12 protein-coding genes are annotated in these 18711 nt (G+C 35.8%); 8 read left to right on the top strand and 4 right to left on the bottom strand.

Features of this window, described 5'->3' with window-relative positions; genetic code table 11:
* Window positions 1-616 precede the first annotated feature (616 nt).
* Complete coding sequence (locus tag IPI15_RS12125; RefSeq protein ID WP_287420492.1) at window positions 617-2302, bottom strand: hypothetical protein; 1686 nt, start codon at window positions 2300-2302, stop codon at window positions 617-619.
* Between the two features lie 51 nt (window positions 2303-2353).
* Window positions 2354-5449 carry a tetratricopeptide repeat protein gene (locus IPI15_RS12120; RefSeq protein ID WP_287420490.1) on the bottom strand — a complete coding sequence of 1032 codons (3096 nt, stop codon included), beginning with the start codon at window positions 5447-5449 and terminating at the stop codon, window positions 2354-2356.
* Window positions 5450-5773: 324 nt separating this feature from the next.
* Here IPI15_RS12120 and IPI15_RS12115 point away from each other — a divergent pair, with 324 nt between their 5' ends.
* The 3 genes from IPI15_RS12115 (at window position 5774) to lptC (ending at window position 10015) form a co-directional block, all read left to right on the top strand.
* Window positions 5774-7579, top strand: a complete 1806-nt coding sequence (locus IPI15_RS12115; protein WP_287403770.1) for a T9SS type B sorting domain-containing protein — start codon at window positions 5774-5776, stop codon at window positions 7577-7579.
* Between the two features lie 9 nt (window positions 7580-7588).
* On the top strand, window positions 7589-9391 hold the full coding sequence (locus IPI15_RS12110) for a T9SS type B sorting domain-containing protein (RefSeq protein WP_287420489.1): 1803 nt from the start codon (window positions 7589-7591) through the stop codon (window positions 9389-9391).
* A gap of 111 nt (window positions 9392-9502) precedes the next feature.
* Window positions 9503-10015: an LPS export ABC transporter periplasmic protein LptC gene (gene lptC, locus IPI15_RS12105; protein ID WP_287403773.1), complete on the top strand. Its 513-nt coding sequence runs from the start codon at window positions 9503-9505 to the stop codon at window positions 10013-10015.
* A gap of 217 nt (window positions 10016-10232) precedes the next feature.
* Here the strand turns inward: lptC and IPI15_RS12100 are convergent, their stop codons facing one another.
* Window positions 10233-10961, bottom strand: coding sequence for an RDD family protein (locus IPI15_RS12100; protein WP_287403775.1), 729 nt, complete (start codon window positions 10959-10961; stop codon window positions 10233-10235).
* 22 nt (window positions 10962-10983) lie between these two features.
* On the opposite strand from IPI15_RS12100, the gene IPI15_RS12095 reads away from it, so the two are divergent.
* The 5 genes from IPI15_RS12095 to IPI15_RS12075 are packed head-to-tail and all read left to right on the top strand — an operon-like array spanning window position 10984 to window position 16274.
* The gene (locus IPI15_RS12095) at window positions 10984-11949 is read left to right on the top strand and encodes a stage II sporulation protein M (RefSeq protein ID WP_287403777.1); all 966 of its coding nucleotides are present in this window, start codon (window positions 10984-10986) and stop codon (window positions 11947-11949) included.
* On the top strand, window positions 11946-12749 hold the full coding sequence (locus IPI15_RS12090) for a hypothetical protein (RefSeq protein WP_287403779.1): 804 nt from the start codon (window positions 11946-11948) through the stop codon (window positions 12747-12749). The genes IPI15_RS12095 and IPI15_RS12090 overlap by 4 nt, the downstream gene beginning before the upstream one ends.
* The gene (locus IPI15_RS12085) at window positions 12749-13936 is read left to right on the top strand and encodes a DUF4350 domain-containing protein (protein ID WP_287420487.1); all 1188 of its coding nucleotides are present in this window, start codon (window positions 12749-12751) and stop codon (window positions 13934-13936) included. The genes IPI15_RS12090 and IPI15_RS12085 overlap by 1 nt, the downstream gene beginning before the upstream one ends.
* 2 nt (window positions 13937-13938) lie before the next feature.
* Window positions 13939-14934 carry an AAA family ATPase gene (locus IPI15_RS12080; RefSeq protein ID WP_287403786.1) on the top strand — a complete coding sequence of 332 codons (996 nt, stop codon included), beginning with the start codon at window positions 13939-13941 and terminating at the stop codon, window positions 14932-14934.
* A gap of 5 nt (window positions 14935-14939) precedes the next feature.
* On the top strand, window positions 14940-16274 hold the full coding sequence (locus IPI15_RS12075) for a DUF58 domain-containing protein (RefSeq protein ID WP_287420485.1): 1335 nt from the start codon (window positions 14940-14942) through the stop codon (window positions 16272-16274).
* A gap of 1324 nt (window positions 16275-17598) precedes the next feature.
* Here IPI15_RS12075 and IPI15_RS12070 read toward each other — a convergent pair.
* Entirely contained in the window at window positions 17599-18243 is a 645-nt protein-coding gene (locus IPI15_RS12070; RefSeq protein ID WP_287420483.1) for a DUF975 family protein, read from the bottom strand.
* Window positions 18244-18711: the final 468 nt, after the last annotated feature.

The raw sequence follows: 18711 nt of genomic DNA, 5'->3' as shown, positions 1-18711 counted from the left end.
AAATTATAGTCAATATTCCAAAGATACAAAAGTTGATTTGAGTATAGAATTACAGTTCTCTCAATCAAATATTGCAACCTTGTATGTTATTGAGCATCAATAATTTAAGAAAAATCAGAAAGTAATTTCAGTTTTCGGAAAGCGAGAATTTCAAAATGGTTACTGTAGAGACAGGTCGCGACCTGTCCCTACATTAACCATTTTGAAATTTTATTTTAAGGCGACACTATAATACGTTCCCTGATTAATAGTTTTAATTACCTATTACCAATTACCCTTTCGTCTGAATCACGCTTGCCTGCCAAATAAGGCAGGGATTTTAAATGATTCTGGTGATTGTCCTGATTCGTTTTATTTGGAATGTGTTTCATTAATCCGCGAACAGCTTTCGCAATTCGCTGGATGGAGGCGACCTTTCAGGCCTTATTGTTATTGATTTTTTTCCCTGACTAAAGTCATGGGTTATTGAACGCGAAGACTGAAAATTCATTATAATTTTTTTCTTTTCCAGAATAATTATTGATTATTTAAATGCTAATACGTTCCCTGATTAATTATTTTGATTACTGATTACTGATTACTGATTACTGATTACTGATTAATGATCACCCATCTATCAAAACCTCACACTTATTCCACCCAACACATTAAACCCATAGCTTGGATATCTATACCATCTTTGATATTTGACAGATGCGACATTATTCAACCCAAGGAAGGCACCAAATTTCTCTGTAAAATAGTATTCACCTCTTAAACTTAAATCAAAAAGAGGATTGCCATTGCCAACGCTTCCAAATCTATTTCGATATGGACTGCCTGAAGCAATATTTAGGTCACCTTTTAATCTAAATTTATCTTCGAATGTCAACCAACTTGCATTGAACCCTAATTGGAATGGCACGATACCATAAGCTTTAGATTGCACTCGAGGAGAAGCTCCCTGTTGTAGGAAATTAACTGAGGTAGTAAGCTTTTCGAAGAATGTGGCTGAGAGTTCTCCTCCAATATAAATGATGTTTACGTCGTCTACCAGAATATCGAATTGTCTTAAGTCTGTAGCTTGCTGTATAAATAATGCGTAATTGTCATTAGTCTTGTAACCGGCTTTAATACGGTACTTGATGCTTTTAAATCCGCCTCCAATTCCTCCGTAGAAATCATAGTACTTTGTATTAAAAGGACCTTCACCGACCTGAGTGACAGCAGCTTCTGCAAAATGTGTCTGAACGAAAGGGTTCAATGTACTTACCCTTTTAAAACTATTTTGGTACATATCTCCTGCTGCTCCTGCGAAAACCATAATGGATGGTCCGGCAATATTGGCTGATGCTTCTAAATCAGGGAAGAATCCAAATCCTTCCGGTGAATTTACGAGATTTACTCCAAGTTTGATTTTGAATACATCCCCATGGAAAGTAAAAGAAGGTTTGATATTTACATTATTCGTTTTTCCTTTCTCGGTATCTCCATAAGCTAACAGAGAATTAGTGATCTGTAATGTAAAGTTGTGCTTGTCAGCTATCCATTTTGTGGCCCCTATATCCAATCCAAAGCCGCGTTCTGTGGCAGCGAAATTGTCCTTATATCCATAAATGTCAAATCCGGCCCAAAAGTCAATATCATTACTGTTCTTTTTAGAGTTAAAGATTTTTAGGCCTGCACCTATATTAGTGAATTTTCTCTTGGCCGGATCTCCCGGAAATATAGTATCTCCTTCATTATATCCACCAAAGAATCTGTAATTATTAAGGTCTAATCCGACGTGAGCATTCACAGCTACACCGGCTTCCAGATAATTAGTACCACTCACACCGAGACTTGTTTCAGAAAAGACTTGACTTTCTCTCGGTGAAGAGAATATTCCATAATGTTTTCCAAATATATCGATGAAGTATGATTTCTGATTCGTGTGGGAGTATGCTCCCTCAAGAAATGCTGATGCAGGATACCCTGACCCAAGTTTTAGATAACCTTTGTAAGATTCAGGTAACTTCTCAGCTGACATTGTAACGGGACGTATATTTGGCGCGTCATATTTAATGTCCATCTTTTTATCTCTGGATAAAGGATTGAGTTCATATTTATACTCCTTCTCTATACCATCATCATTCGGCAGCAACCCTTGTAATGGGAGTTTCTCTGCATCAAATAATTTGGCATCGTAGTTTTTTATAACTTCTACTTTCCCTGACGGTAGATCTTCTTGACTAATTCCATTTTGAAGACTAAAAACTGATAGCATTATAGTCGGGAGACAAATATTTTTTACCAGGAAACTAAGACTTTTATTATTGCTCATATTTAAGTTATATAAGAATTCGATTATTTTGATTTATATATGGGTGTTATGTTATTCTCCTTCTGATTCAGTATCCTCCTCTTTTTGGATGAGATTATTGCCCGACTTGTCTTTTTTCTTAACCGCCGCCAGCTTATTATTGGCTTCATCTAATATTTCCTGATCGTCCTGGAAATTTTCAATTACAGCTTCCAACGCAGCCTTAGCATTGAAATAATCACCTTTTTCTGTCAATATGTCAGCAGTCAGGATCAATGACTTAGCAACCCAGTAAGGATATTCTCCATTAGCCTCCATTGATTCTTGTGCCAATTGTTCAGCTGTTTCCAAATCCTTTCTTATGAAATAAATCTGTGCTATTCTGTATCTAGATTCAGCAGTCTGAACAGTCTCTGAATTTTTAACTACCTCATTATAAGATTTAAGCGCGGTAGAATAATCTTTTATATCCTGAGCAGATTTAGCTCTGAAGAAATGTGCAGATGATTTTTGCTCCATTGATGCACGTGGACTATTGATGACCAGATCCGCCAAACGCACTACATCTTTTTGCTTACCTATTCGGTAAGCACTTCTCAAAGCTCCAATCTGAGCTTCGAATTTTTTGTCCTCTTTCGTTTCAAGTTCTGCCCATGTTGAATAGTAGGTAAATGCACCTTCAAAATCATTGCTGAAGTTGTAGGAAATAATTGCAGCTTTTTCAAGTGCATCTTTGTAAAAATCACTATTGCCAAGTCCAATTACATATTTGTAGTCAGCCAAAGCAGGATCATATTGTTTTAATGCAGCATTACTCTCTCCTCTATGATAATATGCTTCCATTGTGCGCGCCCCTTTTGGATATTTCTTTATGTAGGTTCCATATGCTGTAATGGCCTCCTTATAATTTCCATCTTCATAGTAATTTTCTGCAACCTGAAAATTGGCGACATCCTTTTCATCAGTGCTGGATTTGTAACCTGGTATTGTTTCCGCATAAGCAAAAAACTCATCAGGCTTCTTAAGGTCCGTGACATAGATCTCTTTAATAGCTACAAGAGCAGCATCAGCTTCCTCTTTGTTGGGATTGTTTTTGTAAACATCTTTATAGGACTTGAGTGCATTATCATAGTCATTCTGATTATAATAAAGCAAGCCCATTTTTAGCAACGCTTTGTTGATGAGATTTGATTTTTTTCCCTGCTCATTAACCAGTCTTTTTAGAGCACTTAGACCTTCTTGTGGTCTGTTAAGTGCTTCATAAGTATTGCCCATCTCAAGTAGCGCATCATCTGCATAATCAGAATCTGAATATTTATCTGCAATATTTTTCAAGCCGGATAGTTTTGCATTCGTATTGCCCTGAAGTCCTGAAATGACTGCATTTTGAAACAATGCATATACAAAGTTGGGATATTTTTTGTCAATTGCAATGTCATAATATTCTTTTGCTTTGGCGTAATTATTCTTTTTAAGATGTGAATCTCCCGCCCTAAGAGTAGCATCAGGTAATAATCTCGAACCCACAAATGGATCTTCAGAGCTTCTCACATTTTTGAATCCTGCGATCGCCTTTTCAAAATATTTTAATGATTCAACATAATTTTCCTCTTTTAAATAAATATACCCTAGATCATAATTTCCTGCAGCAATGCCACTTTGAGGAGGAAGACCTTTCATATCATCCGCCATCGCTAAGAACTGATTTAGTTCAGTTTTGGCACCTTTCATATTGTCTTTATTATACATAGCATCTCCAAGGAAAAAATGCGATTGAGCTTTTATCTTTATGTCCGAACCTGTATTTAAGGCCTTTGTGAACAATACCTGGCAAGCATCCCATGATTTTTGTGTATGGAGCTGTATTCCCCGATAGAACAAGACTTTTTGGTAAGTTTCTGTCATTTTGGGAGATTTATTAGGTATAGTTTCAAGGAGTTTCAGGGCTTTTTCGTAGTCCTTGGTGTTGATCAAAACATCGCTTATTAATTCTTGCGATTCTGCATAATATTTGGATTCAGGTTTGATTGCTTGTAGGGTGGTGATAGCTTCACGATCGAATCCTAATTCTACCGACAACTTAGCATAATTGAATAGGGCTTCTTCATTGATAGCAGGGTCAAATTTCTTACCTGAAGCTTTGAAAAACGCGTTTCGGGCAGCACTTTTATCATTGATTCTTAAGTAAGAATCAGCCATGTAGAACATAGCGTACATGCCCATTTCTGTGTTTTGATCACCCAATGCCTTTAGTGTTCCTATAGCCTTGGTGTATTCTTTCAATTTATATTGAGCCACACCTAATTGGAATATATCTTCTTCTCTTTTTTTGCCTGAACTATTGGCAAACTCTTCCAGATATGGCATTGCTTTCTCGTAATCACCCATCTCGAAATATGCCTGACCTAATATTTGCCTTACTTCTGCTTGTTTTTTAATTGCAGGATCTTCTAAAAGCGGCTCTGCATAAGCGATAAGCTCATCGTATTTTTTTTGTGCTAATAGGATCTGACAAATGTGGATTGGCACAACTGTTTTATATTTTTTTGAATTACTGAGTGTTTTAAATGCTGCTACAGCCGCGTCAAAATCATTAGTATAATAAGCGGAGAGACCGTAATAATAATTGGCAGGCTCGTAATATTTATTTTTTAAATTTTTGATTGCACCAAATGAAGCCTTTGATTCTGAGTATTTCTTTTTAACGAATTGCGCATAGCCTTGCTTAAATTTTATTTCAGATTTTTGATCATCAGATAAAGTGGCAGGATCGACCATATTATAAAAAGAAATCGCTTCCTCATAATTCTTTTTTGCATAATAATAATTTCCCAGGTCCATCACTGCTTCATATGCAAGGGCATCAGGTGTATTATTTCTGAAAAAAGAAAGCATCACCATTTCTGCATCAGGTTTACCGATGCGCACAGCACTCTTACTCATCATTAATTGTGATTTCATTGATAAGAGGTCTGCTTTAGGCTCTACGAGTTCTGCATCTATTTTTGAAGATTTCTCGAAAGCAGTTAGCGCGGCTCCGTATACCCCTTTATCGTATAAGTCAAGACCTCTTTCGTATTCAGCTGTTCTTTCAGCAAAAACAGAAGTTTTCTGAGCTTGTAAAGAGATTACACAACAGAAAAAAAAGCTTAAATGCAATAATTTCATTAGTTCAAATTTGTTTGTAATGGGTATAAAACAGTTTTACCCGTATCATTTATTATATAAACTCTGCGAAGATATAAATATATTTTATAACACAAGTGTAAAATCGTCATTAAGTGATAATTATACGTTATAATTATTTGATATGTGTTAATTTTGGGTGTTAGTAACTATTTCTAATTCAATCACACTATCAATATGGCAGCTTTTTTGCGTAAAACAGTATATTGATATTAACATATTTACGGCATCATCTATATAATTAACATTGTTTTAAGGTACTTCCATTTTTTGAATAGTTAACTTTACAGAGCTTACTTTATATTTATGCAATACAATTCTTTTAGATATATTTTACTTGTATTAATATTTACGACCTCATACATTGGTGATATTAATGCTCAGGCTTTGAATGATGATTGTTTTTCAGCTATTCAATTGTCAAATGTTCAGAATTGGTGTTCTTCAGGATCCCAATTCAATAATTTTTCTGCAGTGGAATCCGGTTATGGACCTGCCACCTGTTTCTCACAAGGTGGGCATGACGTTTGGTATAGCTTTACAGCGATTGCTTCTGATATTACTATTTTAATTAAACCAGGTACAATGAAAAAGCCGGAAGCTGCTTTATATATCGGTGTATGTAATGGTGTGATCAATGAGCTTGAATGTCAAACTAACCTATCTCAAGGAGGTGTACTTCAATTGTATCAGGGTGGTTTGTTTCCCGGCAACGTGTACTTTCTTCGGGTTCAGGGCGAAGAAGATTCTGAAGGAAGTTTCGATATCTGCCTTGACAATTATTTTCCGCCGGTCAATCCAGGAAGTGATTGCAATACAGCCTCAATTCTTTGCAGTAAGGATCCTTTTGTGGTTCAGATAGTTGAAGGTGTTGGAGCAGTTAAGAAGGAATTTGATGATGCCCCTTGCCTTGCAGATCCTCAGTTAACTCAGGAATCTGAAACCAATTCGACCTGGTTTAAATGGACATGCGATACCTCCGGGACTTTTACTTTCTCCCTTACTCCGCTCAACGCGACTGATGATCTTGATTTCGCCGTATATGAATTGAATGGCCCGATTTCTACTTGCATAAGAACAATATTGCGATGTGAAGCGGCATCCTGTAAAGGGCCAACCGGTCTTAGGGAAGGAGCCAATGATATTTCTGAACCACCAAATTGTGATAAAGGTCAAGATAATTGGCTTGCTCCTATGATGCTTGAAAAAGGAAAGAGTTATATGTTAGGTGTAAATAATTTCTCCAACACCGGTAATGGTTTCAGGATTGAATTCGGTGGAACCTCTACTTTTGAAGGCCCCATTGTTGATTTTGATTTAATTATTGATTCTACTACATGCCGGGAAGAAGAGATTACTATTGTAGATAAGTCAAAGATCAATGTAGGATCAATAGATCAGGTGCATTGGATCTTTGGGCAAGATGCCACTCCAACTGAGTCAAATGTTCCTGGCAATCAGACTGTCTCTTGGTTGAAAAGAGGACAGAAAGTTGCTGTGTTGACTGTGACAAGCGATAAGGGTTGCATTGTTTCTAAAGCAAAACCTTTGGAGGTGCTTTGTTGTGGTCCCAACCATGATATTAAGGTAGAAAGAGATACTACCATCAGTCTTGGAGATTCTGTAGACATAGAAGCATCGGCAGTCCTCGAGGGAAGTAATATATTTTATTTTTGGCAACCACCTGGTATTATAAAATGTCAGGGTTGCCCTCAGACGAATATCAAAACATTTGTTGATCAGCAGATCATCGTCACTGCCACCGATGAATTCAATTGTGAAGCCAGAGATACTATAGAGATTCGTGTTGAAGCTCAGCGTCCCTTTTTCTTTCCAAATGTCTTTTCTCCAAATTTTGATGGCATCAATGATGGCTTCACAGGATTTGGGACTTATGTAGCAAAAAAGATAGATTATCTGCGTATTTACAACCGTTGGGGTGCGTGTGTTTTTGAGCGCAAAGATTTTGCCCCAAATGATGAATTGCTTGGTTGGGATGGGTTATTCAAGGGACAGGAGTTACCTCCGGATGTTTTTGTATATTTAGCGAAAGTTACTTTTATTGATGATGTTACAGTTATCTATAAAGGTTCCGTAACTATAGTTAAATAAAGCAGTATTGTGTTGAAATACTTTTTGTTAATTCCATTCCTTTTAACAAGTTTTTTCCATTTGATTGGTCAGAATCCTTATGACGACTGCTCAAAGGCTTATTTTGTTAATAATGCACAAGACTGGTGCAGCGATGCAGCAGCGTTTAATATCACGGATGCCACACCTTCTAAGAATAGTTTTTCTGCTTGTTATGATGAATTGGGAAAAGATATCTGGCTGTCTTTCTATGGCGTAGCGAGTGATGTAATCATAACTATTAAGCCTGAAGTTGGTCATAAGGTCAGCGCTTCATTATATGAAGGAGATTGTAATGTACAAGTGGAGATATTATGTCAGGAACAGAAAAGCGGTTCCGACGTTTTATGGATGTACAAAGGAGGCATCACTCAAGGTCATAAATATCTACTAAGGATCGAAAGCAAGGATGTCGATCCTTTTGCTTTTTCAGTTTGTATCAATAATTATTTTTCACCGCCAAAGGAAGGAAGTGATTGTGATAAAGCCAATCTTCTGTGTTCAAAAAATTCCTTTATTGTCAATAATGTAGTGGGATTTGGTTTTGTCCAGGAACTTGTTGGAGTTTCCTGTTTTGGATCTTCTATTGAATCTAATAGCATTTGGTTCAAATGGAAATGCAAAACTCCTGGTGATCTTTCATTTACTTTAAATCCTTTGAATGCAGATGATGATATAGACTTTGTGGTGTATAAGGTCAATGGTGATGAGAAAAGTTGTGATCTGGAGCAAGTGCGATGCATGGCGGCCGGTGTCATTCCTTCACAATGTAATACGAATAATAATTGTTGTGGTCCCACCGGTTTACAAATAGGAGAAGTTGATACAGAAGAGTCGGCGGGTTGCGGACCTACAAAAAATAACTTTCTCAAACCTTTGGACATGTTGGCAGGGGAAACCTATGCATTGATCATCAACAACTACACTTCCATGAATGAGGCTTTTGAAATTAGCTTCAGTGGAAGTGCCACTTTTGAAGGCCTTAAGGCTGATTTTGATATTAGTGAAAAGGACGGATTATGCAGAACAGATACAGTCAGTATAAAGGACTTAACAATTAATGGAATAGGCAATATCAATAATGTTAAGTGGGTCTTTGGACCGGATTCAGATCCGGAGACGGCAAATGCATCAGGGGATCAGAAAGTATTCTTTAATAGATCAGGTAATAAGTCAGTTTCACTTATTGTAGAAAATGATTTTGGCTGTAAATCTTATTATAATGATACTCTAAGGGTGGATTGCTGCGGCGGTGAATTGAGTGCAGATATTGGTTCTGATACAGTCATTCTAGCAGGAGATGCAATCCTTTTGAAACCTTCCTATTTGTTGGAAGGAAGTAATATCTCAATTAACTGGTTTCCTCCTGGTATATTTTTGTGTGATACCTGTGCAAATGGATTTACAATTCCTTTGGAGGAAGAACAATACGTCAGTGCTAAGATTAGGGATGAATTTGGATGTGTTGCAGAAGATCAATTAAAAGTAAGAGTCATAAATAATGATATTTTTGTACCCAATGCCTTTTCTCCCAATGATGATGGTATTAATGACTATTTTACGATTTATTCTAATGAATCAATTAAGGCTGTCAGAGTCTTGAGGATTTATAATAGGTGGGGTGCACAGGTTTTTGAAGGATTAAACTTCGAACCTAATGATGAATCACAAGGTTGGAATGGTACTTTTCGCGGGAAAGTTGCCAGTCAGGGAGTCTATGCCTATTATGCTGAAACGTTAAATAAAAATGGACACATTACTAAGCTTAAAGGGTCTTTAACCCTTGTTAGGTAATAAAAAATTAAATTATATTTTTCAATCAATTAAAAAAGCTCACTTTTGCACATGCGAATTTTCGGAACCTTAACAATTCTAACAATTTTATTATTTTTCACAATGATGGTAATGTCTTGTGAAAATGACTTGAAAGAAGTAAACCGTGTAGCAGGAACAGCGGGCAGTGGATCAATGGAGACAAGCAGTGATGGTGAGATCATTTATAGTGACTCCGCTCACCTAAAAGTCAGGATCGAATATGATACAATGATTAGGTTTCTGGACCAGGCCGATCCGAAAGATGTATTTCCCAAGGGCGTGATCGTATCATTCTATGATGATAAAGAAGAAATTTCAAGTATTCTCACTGCGAACAAAGCAGAGAGGCAACCACGTAAAAATCTAATTATAGCGACAGATTCCGTGCATCTTGTTAGTAAAAATGGCGAAGAATTACTGACTAATGAGTTGATTTGGGACGAATTAAAAAAAGAAGTTTACACTAATAAATTTGTAAAACTTACTCGTCCGGGTGAGATCATATATTCATTTGGATTCAGGGCCAATCAAGAATTTACTAAGTATGAGATAAAGGCGATCTCCGGAAAATTAAGTAAGAAAAATCTGGACCAGAATTTGTAGGAGATACTAGACAGTAGACACTAGACACTAGAGTTCAGAGATCAGAAGTCAGAAAAGGTGGTTTCTGAAAATTGGAGTGAAGAGATTATATGCTCCAATATTGAATACACTGCTTCATCTTCGAATCCAAATTGCTCCTAATTCTAATTAATAAAATTTTATTAGAATGTATGAAGTTTGAGGGAAATAACAATTAACAATTATGAAATAACAATTGTCAGTTCTCTTTTGTGTAATAGTTATAATCTTTTATAACACGGTCAATAAACTGATCATTATCTTCTTCCGGCGTCACATTCATTATACTCGAAACTTTAATAGTGAGTTGACTAATCAGCTCTGCATCCATTTGTCTTCTGGCTTGAAGTAGATTGTTTTTGATGATGCGCATATCATTGTCATTCAACAAAGATACCTGAGGATATTTAGGCATATAATCCGTGTCAATATCTTCAAAAATAGTTTGTCCAAATTCGACTGTATTACTAAGACTGATGACGGTAGTTCCGGCAGCAAGATCACCTAGTCGCTGATTTTTACCACTTGTATTGATGGAGATGAATCCTATTAAGCCAAATCCAATTTGGATGTCGATTAATCTCATCACCCATCTCGTAAGATAATCCATAAAACTCGCTTGAAAACCATCTATTTTGACGACTTTAATGCGTATTATTTTCTTGCCCAATGTCTGACCTTCATTAAAATATTCCAGGCAAAGACTGTAAAAAGCAATAGGTAGATAACAAATTATATAAATAGAATTCTCACTCCAGGTGTCCAATCCATTTAATATATGCGATTGCGCCAGAAGGATGATCACTAGAATGAAGTAAATCAGCTTTATCAGAAAATCAATAAAAAAAGCAGTCAATCGCTTACTTAGATCGGCAAGCGAAAAATTAATATTTACATTTTGAGAGGTATTTATAGTGATATTAGTCATTTATATATATTTTCACATCAGGATGAAGGAAGTCGCATTTATAAGACAAAATAAATCAAAATGGCTGGAATTTGAAGCTTTTGGTAATGGTTCAATTCATATTAACCCAGAAAAATTATCTGAACTCTACATCAGCCTCGTCAATGACCTTGCATTTGCCCAAACTTATTACCCAAAGAGTAAGGTAGTGATCTACTTGAATCAATTATGTGCAAAAGCTTTTCAGAAGATTTACAAAACTAAAAGAAATAAAGCTTCTTCCATAGTTGCATTCTTCAGAATCGAAGTTCCACTTTTGATGGTCGAATACAAAAAACAGCTAATAATTGCATTTGTGATCTTTTTTTTGTCCGTAGGAATTGGACTAATATCATCTATTTATGATGATAATTTCGTCAGACTCATTCTGGGAGATAACTATGTTGAGATGACACTCGACAATATCCGGAATGGCAATCCCGTGGCAGTTTATAATTCAGGAAGCAACTGGGGTAGTTTCCTTGGTATTACATTTAATAACTTACTTGTGAGTTTAAAGTGCTTTTTGTATGGTATTTTTGCAGGTGTCGGTACAGTATATATTGCCCTTACAAATGGCGTAATGCTTGGTTCTTTCCAATATTTCTTTTTCAAAGAAGATGTTTTCTGGGAAAGCGTGAGGGGTATCTGGATCCATGGCTCAATGGAAATATTCTCTATCATTATTACGACTATGGCCGGGCTTGTTCTCGGGTCCGGTATCTTATTTCCGGGAACTTATTCAAGAATAGATTCCTTCAAAAAGGCTTTCTCTTCCGGTTTTAAAATTTTCATCAGCACAGCTCCTTTTTTCTTCGCAGCTGGTTTTCTAGAGGGCTTTGTTACGCGCTTTTCGGATCAAATGCCTAATTTTTTAAGTATTTTAATAATATTGATGACTTTGGCTTTCATTTCGTATTATTATCTGATATATCCTTACCATGTTTTGAAAAAAATTACCTCGATTTGAAAAGAGCGATTGGATTACTTTTTATCATCTTTTGCTCCATCCAGCAATGTATAGCTCAGTCGGATTCTATTTCTGAAAGTGAGTTGGATTATTACAATGGCGAAGAGCAACAGCGCACAGATAGTGAGATATATGTCGAAGATAGTCCATATGGCCCCTTCTTTCCAAAAGATTCATTAGCGTCCGGTTATATTTCCAAAGTAGCGTTTAAAAAGAATTTTAAAAAAGAGTATAAAAAACTGGCAGCACAATATGATGTAGACCCACAAAAGGAGCCCAAGCAGTACAACTTAGGCTGGTTAGCTCGGTTGTTAGATTTATTTCCAGGCATAAATGTAGATCTGTTAGTCTTGATTGCCCGAATCGTTATTTATAGCCTTATCATCGCTATTTTCTTTTATATTTTAAAATATTTCTTTTACAAAGACATAAATTGGAATCCATTCAAAAAGAGTAATAGAACAATTGCACAGGATGAAAGTACCGAAGGTGAATTAACCGGTGATGAATATGAAAGGAAAATTCAAATAGCATTGAATGCAGGTGATAAGCGTATTGCTATCAGGTATTATTACTTGTGGTTATTACAAAAATTAAATAAATATCATCATATCAAATTTCATCCGGAAAAGACAAATTCAGATTATCTATATGAACTTACAAATGTAAAATATCGGACTTCATTTGCAAACTTGTCTTACATATATGATTATACCTGGTACGGAGAAGCTGAATTAAATGAGGAAGATTTTGCTAGAGTTAAGGATAATTTTGATACTACAATAAGTCAGATCATCTAATGAAAAAAAGTACGATCGTTATTATTGGGTGTGTTTTGGTCCTGTTAGGCCTCCTGATTTTATTGCCAAACAACAGAGGTCAAAAGGAATTGGATTGGACCCCTGATTACGGCCTTTCCGATAAGAAACCATTAGGCTTGTATGTATTTAACAGCGAAGTTAAGGAATTGCTGAAGGACAGAAATGTGACCAAAGTGGGAAACCCTCCTTTAGAATATTTAAGTAATGTGTTAGGTGACACAATTTATCCACCACATACTTTTATTTATATCAATGATCATATGACCTGGGATGATGCTTCCGTGCATGAAGTGCTCAATTCAGTGAAAGGTGGAATGACAGGTTTTATTAGCGCTAATTATTTTTCTGCAAGATTTTTAGAACAATTGAATTTAAATACCTATTACTCTCGGCAGGATAGCGGAGTAGTTAAATTAAAAGTCGGTACTCAAAAATTCAACATTCCTTCGCAGCAGGATTTGCAACATTTTACAAGATATTTAAAATTAGAAAAAGACACTTTTGACGTTTTAGGTACTATCGAATGTAAAATAGATAATGAAAATTCAAATTTTATCCGAGTAAAATTGGGTAAAGGGCTGCTTATTCTGCACAGTAGCCCGGCAGTATTTACCAACTATTATTTATTGAAATCCGGTTCTGATAAGTATGTAGAGCAAGTATTGAGCCAATTACCCGGTAAAGACATTGTTTGGGTTACAAATGAAAAGGAGTCGGGAAGCATTTCAAATGCTCCGTTGTCTTTTATTTTATCACAGGAAGCTCTCCGCAATGCATTTTATTTAATTTTAGTCGGAGCTGCATTGTTTTTTATATTTAATGCTAAAAGAAAACAAAGAATAGTACCCGTCATTCCGCCAGTTGAAAATACCACTGTAGAATTTACAAAAACTATTGGCAATTTGTATTTTCAGGAAGGTAGCCCAATGGAGTTGTTAATTATCCGAAGTTCTTTCATACTGGAAAAGATCAGATCTGAGTACAATATTCCGACTGATAAAATGGATCAGGAAATGGTTCATATGCTGACAATGAAGACAGCAAGAGACATACAAAAAATACAAGAGATGACAGATATTCTCAGAAATATTCAAAATAATCAGGTTCAGGATCCTAAAACAATACTCGTAACATTTGACAATTTAATCTATCAAATATTTTATTAACTATGGAAGACGAAAAATTAGAAAAAACAGTGCATTTTGAATCCAGGCTCGACCTCACTTCCCTGAGTTCAAAATTAGGTAATATAAAGTCAGAGATTAGCAAGGTAATAGTGGGTCAAGAGAAAGTCATTGATCTAATCATGGTCGCTATGCTTGCCAACGGCCACGTATTGCTTGAAGGAGTTCCTGGGGTAGCCAAAACCCTCCTTGCAAAACTGTTTGCCAGGGCCATTGATTCAGGTTTCAGCAGGATACAATTTACACCGGATCTGATGCCAAGTGATATCCTTGGAACTTCTGTATTCGACCTTAAAACTTCGCTTTTTACTTATAAAAAAGGTCCGGTATTTTCTAATATCATCCTCATAGATGAGATCAATAGAAGTCCGGCTAAGACCCAGGCCGCTTTGTTTGAGGTCATGGAGGAACAACAAGTTACAATGGACGGTGTAACTTACCCAATGTCGAAACCATTCATGGTCATTGCTACTCAGAATCCTATTGAGCATGAAGGTACATATCGGTTACCTGAAGCCCAACTCGACAGATTTCTACTCAAAATAAATATTTCTTACCCAAGTCTTGAAGAAGAAATCATAATACTCAATAAAGAACATTCGAATAGACTGGAAAGGAAACAAGATATCGTACATCCCGTGATCACAGCGCTGGAAATCATGGAATTACAAAAGGTGATCAGAGAGATAATCGTAGAACCGGAGCTATTGGAATACATAGCGAAGATCTCAAAGAGGACCAGGGAGAATTCTTCCTTATATTTGGGGGCATCTCCAAGAGCCTCTATTGCTTTGCTAAAGTCTTCGAAGGCTTATGCTGCTATCATGGGCAGAGATTTTGTGACACCAGACGACATCAAAGCTATTGCAATATACGTCTTACAACATCGTGTTATCGTCTCACCAGCACAGGAGATGGAAAATATCACTTCAGCAAAAATAATTGGGCAGATTCTGGATTCTATTGATGTCCCAAGATAATATAAATGGCAGGTTTTTTTAAGAGTATATACATCAGCAACCTATTCTTTTACTTAGGTTCAGCCATCGTGTTCAGCATGGTGTTGGGCTTCTTTTTTCCGGGACTGATCGAAGTATCCTGGCTCCTGTTAATTGGTCTGGTATTATTTACGCTGGTGGATACCCTTTTACTTTATAGATTAAAAAGTGGGATCATCGCAGAAAGGCGTTGCTCTGATCGCTTATCCAATGGGGATGAAAATAAAGTCGCAATAGAGGTGCTCAATAATTATCAATTCGGTATTCAAATTAAGATCATTGATGAAATTCCATACCAATTTCAGGTTAGAGATTTTCTTATGACTGAAAATATCAAAGCAGGCAAATCGAAAATAATCAATTACTCATTGTTTCCTAAGACAAGGGGAAAATTCCATTTTGGATCAATGAATATATTTGTATCGACCAGCATGGGTCTTATCAAAAGAAAGTTTCAGATAGAACAAGGAAAAGAGGTAGCTGTTTATCCATCTTATATTCATCTAAATAAGTATGACATAAATCAGCTTTCGAATTCCATTAATTTCCCGGGGATAAAGAAAACGCGAAGGCTTGGTCATTCCATGGAATTTGAACAAATTAAAGAGTATGTACAGGGTGATGATTGGCGCTCTGTCAACTGGCTTGCCACTTCCAAGTCAAATAAACTTATGGTCAATCAATATATGGAAGAAAAGGCACAATCAGTTTATTGTATCATAGATACCGGTAGAGTGATGAAGATGCCTTTTAATGGTTTGAATCTTCTGGATCATTCTATCAATTGTGCACTAATAATTAGTCATGTTGTCATAAGTAATCAGGACAAAGCGGGGCTTGCCACTTTTAGTAGGAAGTTGGAAAATAGGGTAGTTGCTGATAGAAGGTTTGGGCAAATGCATAATATACTTGAAAAACTTTACCGTGTGCAAACAGATTTTTCTGAATCAGATTATGGCCGCTTGTTTGTTGATCTCAAAAAATTTGTATCCCAGCAAAGCCTTCTTATTCTTTTCAGTAATTTTGAAACAATAGATGGGCTGAAGCGACAATTAAAATATTTGAGAGCCATTGCAAAAAATCACTTGTTGCTTATTGTCTTCTTTAAAAATTCTGAGATAGAAGCGATAATGGCCAATAAATCTGAAGATATTCATGGTATTTATGATAAGGCAATAGCTGAAAAATTCTCCTATGAAAAAAAGCTCATCGTAAATGAACTCAGAAAATATGGCATTATGTCAGTGCTCACCGAACCTCAGAATCTGACGATAGATGTCATTAATAAGTACTTGGAGGTAAAGGCTAGGGGGATGATATAGGTAATGAAGAATTAATAATGAAATAATGAATAATAAACGAGTGAGCGGTTTTGCTTGAACTAAATATGGGGCTATTTCTTCAGATACTTTACATATTGAATCATTTCTTATGAATCGTACCTCATCCATCAAATTACCCCCATTACCCATTACCCATTACCCATTACCGATTTTTATATCACAGAGGGCCATTACTTCAAAATTATTAGTGTTTAAATGTAGTTCAGTACCTCAAAGATTTAAAAATGGATTGAGATATTGGATTTCCCTTTTGACTTATTAAGAGGATTTCTTTATTTTTAGAAAGATCACGGAGAGATCCGACAACCACTACTACTACATTGCATTCCCAAACTTTACCCGACAAAGTCAAGGGCCTGTTTTAATAATCAAAGAAGAGTAGTGGAATTCTAAGGTTACCGATTACCGCCCACACCATTTCTCACCACACCTTATCACACCCCCCTCACTTACCCTTACCCATTACCATTTTTCACAGAGGCCATTACTTCAAAATTTTAGTGTTTAAATTTATTTCAGTACTTCAAAGATTTAAAACTGGATTGAGATATTGGATTTCCCTTTTTGTACTTAATGGAATAAAGAAGTAGAACGATATTTTACTTTATTTTTTAAGAAAGATCACGGAGAGATTTTGTCTTCGACAAAATTTTCAAATAGATGGAATTCTTCCTATAATTTTGAAACTACTGACTACTGATTACTGACCACTGACCACTGACTACTGACTACTGATTAAGCATTACCCATCAACTATCACCACCTTTTACCCATGACTAAAGTCAAGGGCTATTGAACTCGAAGATTTAATTGTATTTATAATAATCAAAGAAGAAGTTAGATGGAATTTCTAAGGTTACCGATTACCTGATCACTTATCACACATCACTTATCACACATCACTTATCACACATCACTTATCATCTATTACCCATTACCAATTACCGATTTTTATATCACAGAGGGCCATTACTTCAAAATTATTAGTGTTTAAATTTATTTCAGTGCTTCAAAGATTTAAAAATGGATTGAGGTATTGGATTTCCCTTTTTGTACTTAATGGAATAAAGAAGTAGAACGATATTTTACTTTATTTTTTAAGAAAGATCACGGAGAGATTTTGTCTTCGACAAAATTTTCAAATAGATGGAATTCTTCCTATAATTTTGAAACTACTGACTACTGACTACTGACTACTGATTACTGCCCACTGACTACTGACCACTGACGACCGACCACCGAAATAACCAATAAAGAGATAACATTGTCATCCCCTTATTAGTCATATTATTTAATAAATATCCTAGAAATTAAACTGCGGATTTGCCGGATCTTCCGGTCTGCCGATCTCATCCAAATCGCCAAATTCTGCATCTCCATAATAAGCTCTCCTTACTTCTTCATAGAACTTAGCATTAGTGATCAGAATGTAAGGGAAAAGCCATAAAAATCCAATACCAAGAGTGAATAAACAAAGTATCGCCCAACCAATAAAGCTTAAATTGAGTAGAAAGAAGTCCATTTTATACCCATCCATCATTTCTTTACTTTTTTTCAAAGTCTCACTAGGTGTTAGTTCCGGTTCGTCAGCTAAAATGTAAAAAATCATTGAATATGAATAGGTAGCTATAATTCCTGGGATAATAAATAACAATGTCCACAGCAATATGTACAATAAACTCAAAAGATAAGTTACCATTGAATTGACAAAATTTTTAAATCCATCAAATATTTGGGTTAAGCGAAATTCATTGCCACGAGAGACAGACAAGTTAAATATTGCCATTCCAAGAGTCAAAGCACCTCCTGCAATAAAAGCACCAATAAAAGTGTATTGCAAAGTAACTATCACTAAGAAATAAACCAGATATGTTCCTATCACAGGTCCCCAATTTCCGGATAATGAATTCAGTGCACGCACTTTTAGTTCAGAAAATGAAATGTTCATAATAGTATTATTTAAGTTTTAAAAATTTTGATCAGACGAATATACTCTTTTTTGAAGTATTTTGTATTATAAATACAGCCACATGTAATTAACTAATTGCACAACAACTTATATATTCAAATAAATAATTTATAAAGAGATGGAATAAAGTAGTTGATTATTATTTGGCAGATTCCTCCCTTTAGTCGGAATGACAGCATTTTTTTTCTGAGGGGTTATAGAATGGGGTGTGCAGCCTCCACATTTTATAACCCTATCCCATCGACTAAAGTCTTGCCTATTGAAGCGAGGAATCTTTATTCGTTTAGTCTTTTCTTTTTTGGCATTGTGCAATTTGGTTTACACCCTACAATCATTTGAATTTTGACCTTATAGGAAACGGAAAAATAAAATTGACCTAAAATATGCCGTATAATACCGAGCTTTACAATGCCGAGCTGGGTTTCGTTTTGATCTGCCAAAGCAGAG

Origin of the sequence: Candidatus Brachybacter algidus (assembly GCF_016707225.1) — a bacterium.
Taxonomy (GTDB): domain Bacteria; phylum Bacteroidota; class Bacteroidia; order Chitinophagales; family Saprospiraceae; genus Parvibacillus; species Parvibacillus algidus.
The sequence above is the reverse complement of the archived record's forward strand: the minus strand, read 5'-3'. Positions and strand labels throughout refer to the sequence as shown.

Coding starts and splice junctions, on each gene's coding strand:
- IPI15_RS12125 (WP_287420492.1), bottom strand. CDS start 2,302: ATGAGCAATAATAAAAGTCTTAGTTTCCTGGTAAAAAATATTTGTCTC.
- IPI15_RS12085 (WP_287420487.1), top strand. CDS start 12,749: ATGAAAAAAAGTACGATCGTTATTATTGGGTGTGTTTTGGTCCTGTTA.
- IPI15_RS12100 (WP_287403775.1), bottom strand. CDS start 10,961: ATGACTAATATCACTATAAATACCTCTCAAAATGTAAATATTAATTTT.
- IPI15_RS12080 (WP_287403786.1), top strand. CDS start 13,939: ATGGAAGACGAAAAATTAGAAAAAACAGTGCATTTTGAATCCAGGCTC.
- IPI15_RS12120 (WP_287420490.1), bottom strand. CDS start 5,449: ATGAAATTATTGCATTTAAGCTTTTTTTTCTGTTGTGTAATCTCTTTA.
- IPI15_RS12095 (WP_287403777.1), top strand. CDS start 10,984: ATGAAGGAAGTCGCATTTATAAGACAAAATAAATCAAAATGGCTGGAA.
- IPI15_RS12115 (WP_287403770.1), top strand. CDS start 5,774: ATGCAATACAATTCTTTTAGATATATTTTACTTGTATTAATATTTACG.
- lptC (WP_287403773.1), top strand. CDS start 9,503: ATGTCTTGTGAAAATGACTTGAAAGAAGTAAACCGTGTAGCAGGAACA.
- IPI15_RS12075 (WP_287420485.1), top strand. CDS start 14,940: ATGGCAGGTTTTTTTAAGAGTATATACATCAGCAACCTATTCTTTTAC.
- IPI15_RS12070 (WP_287420483.1), bottom strand. CDS start 18,243: ATGAACATTTCATTTTCTGAACTAAAAGTGCGTGCACTGAATTCATTA.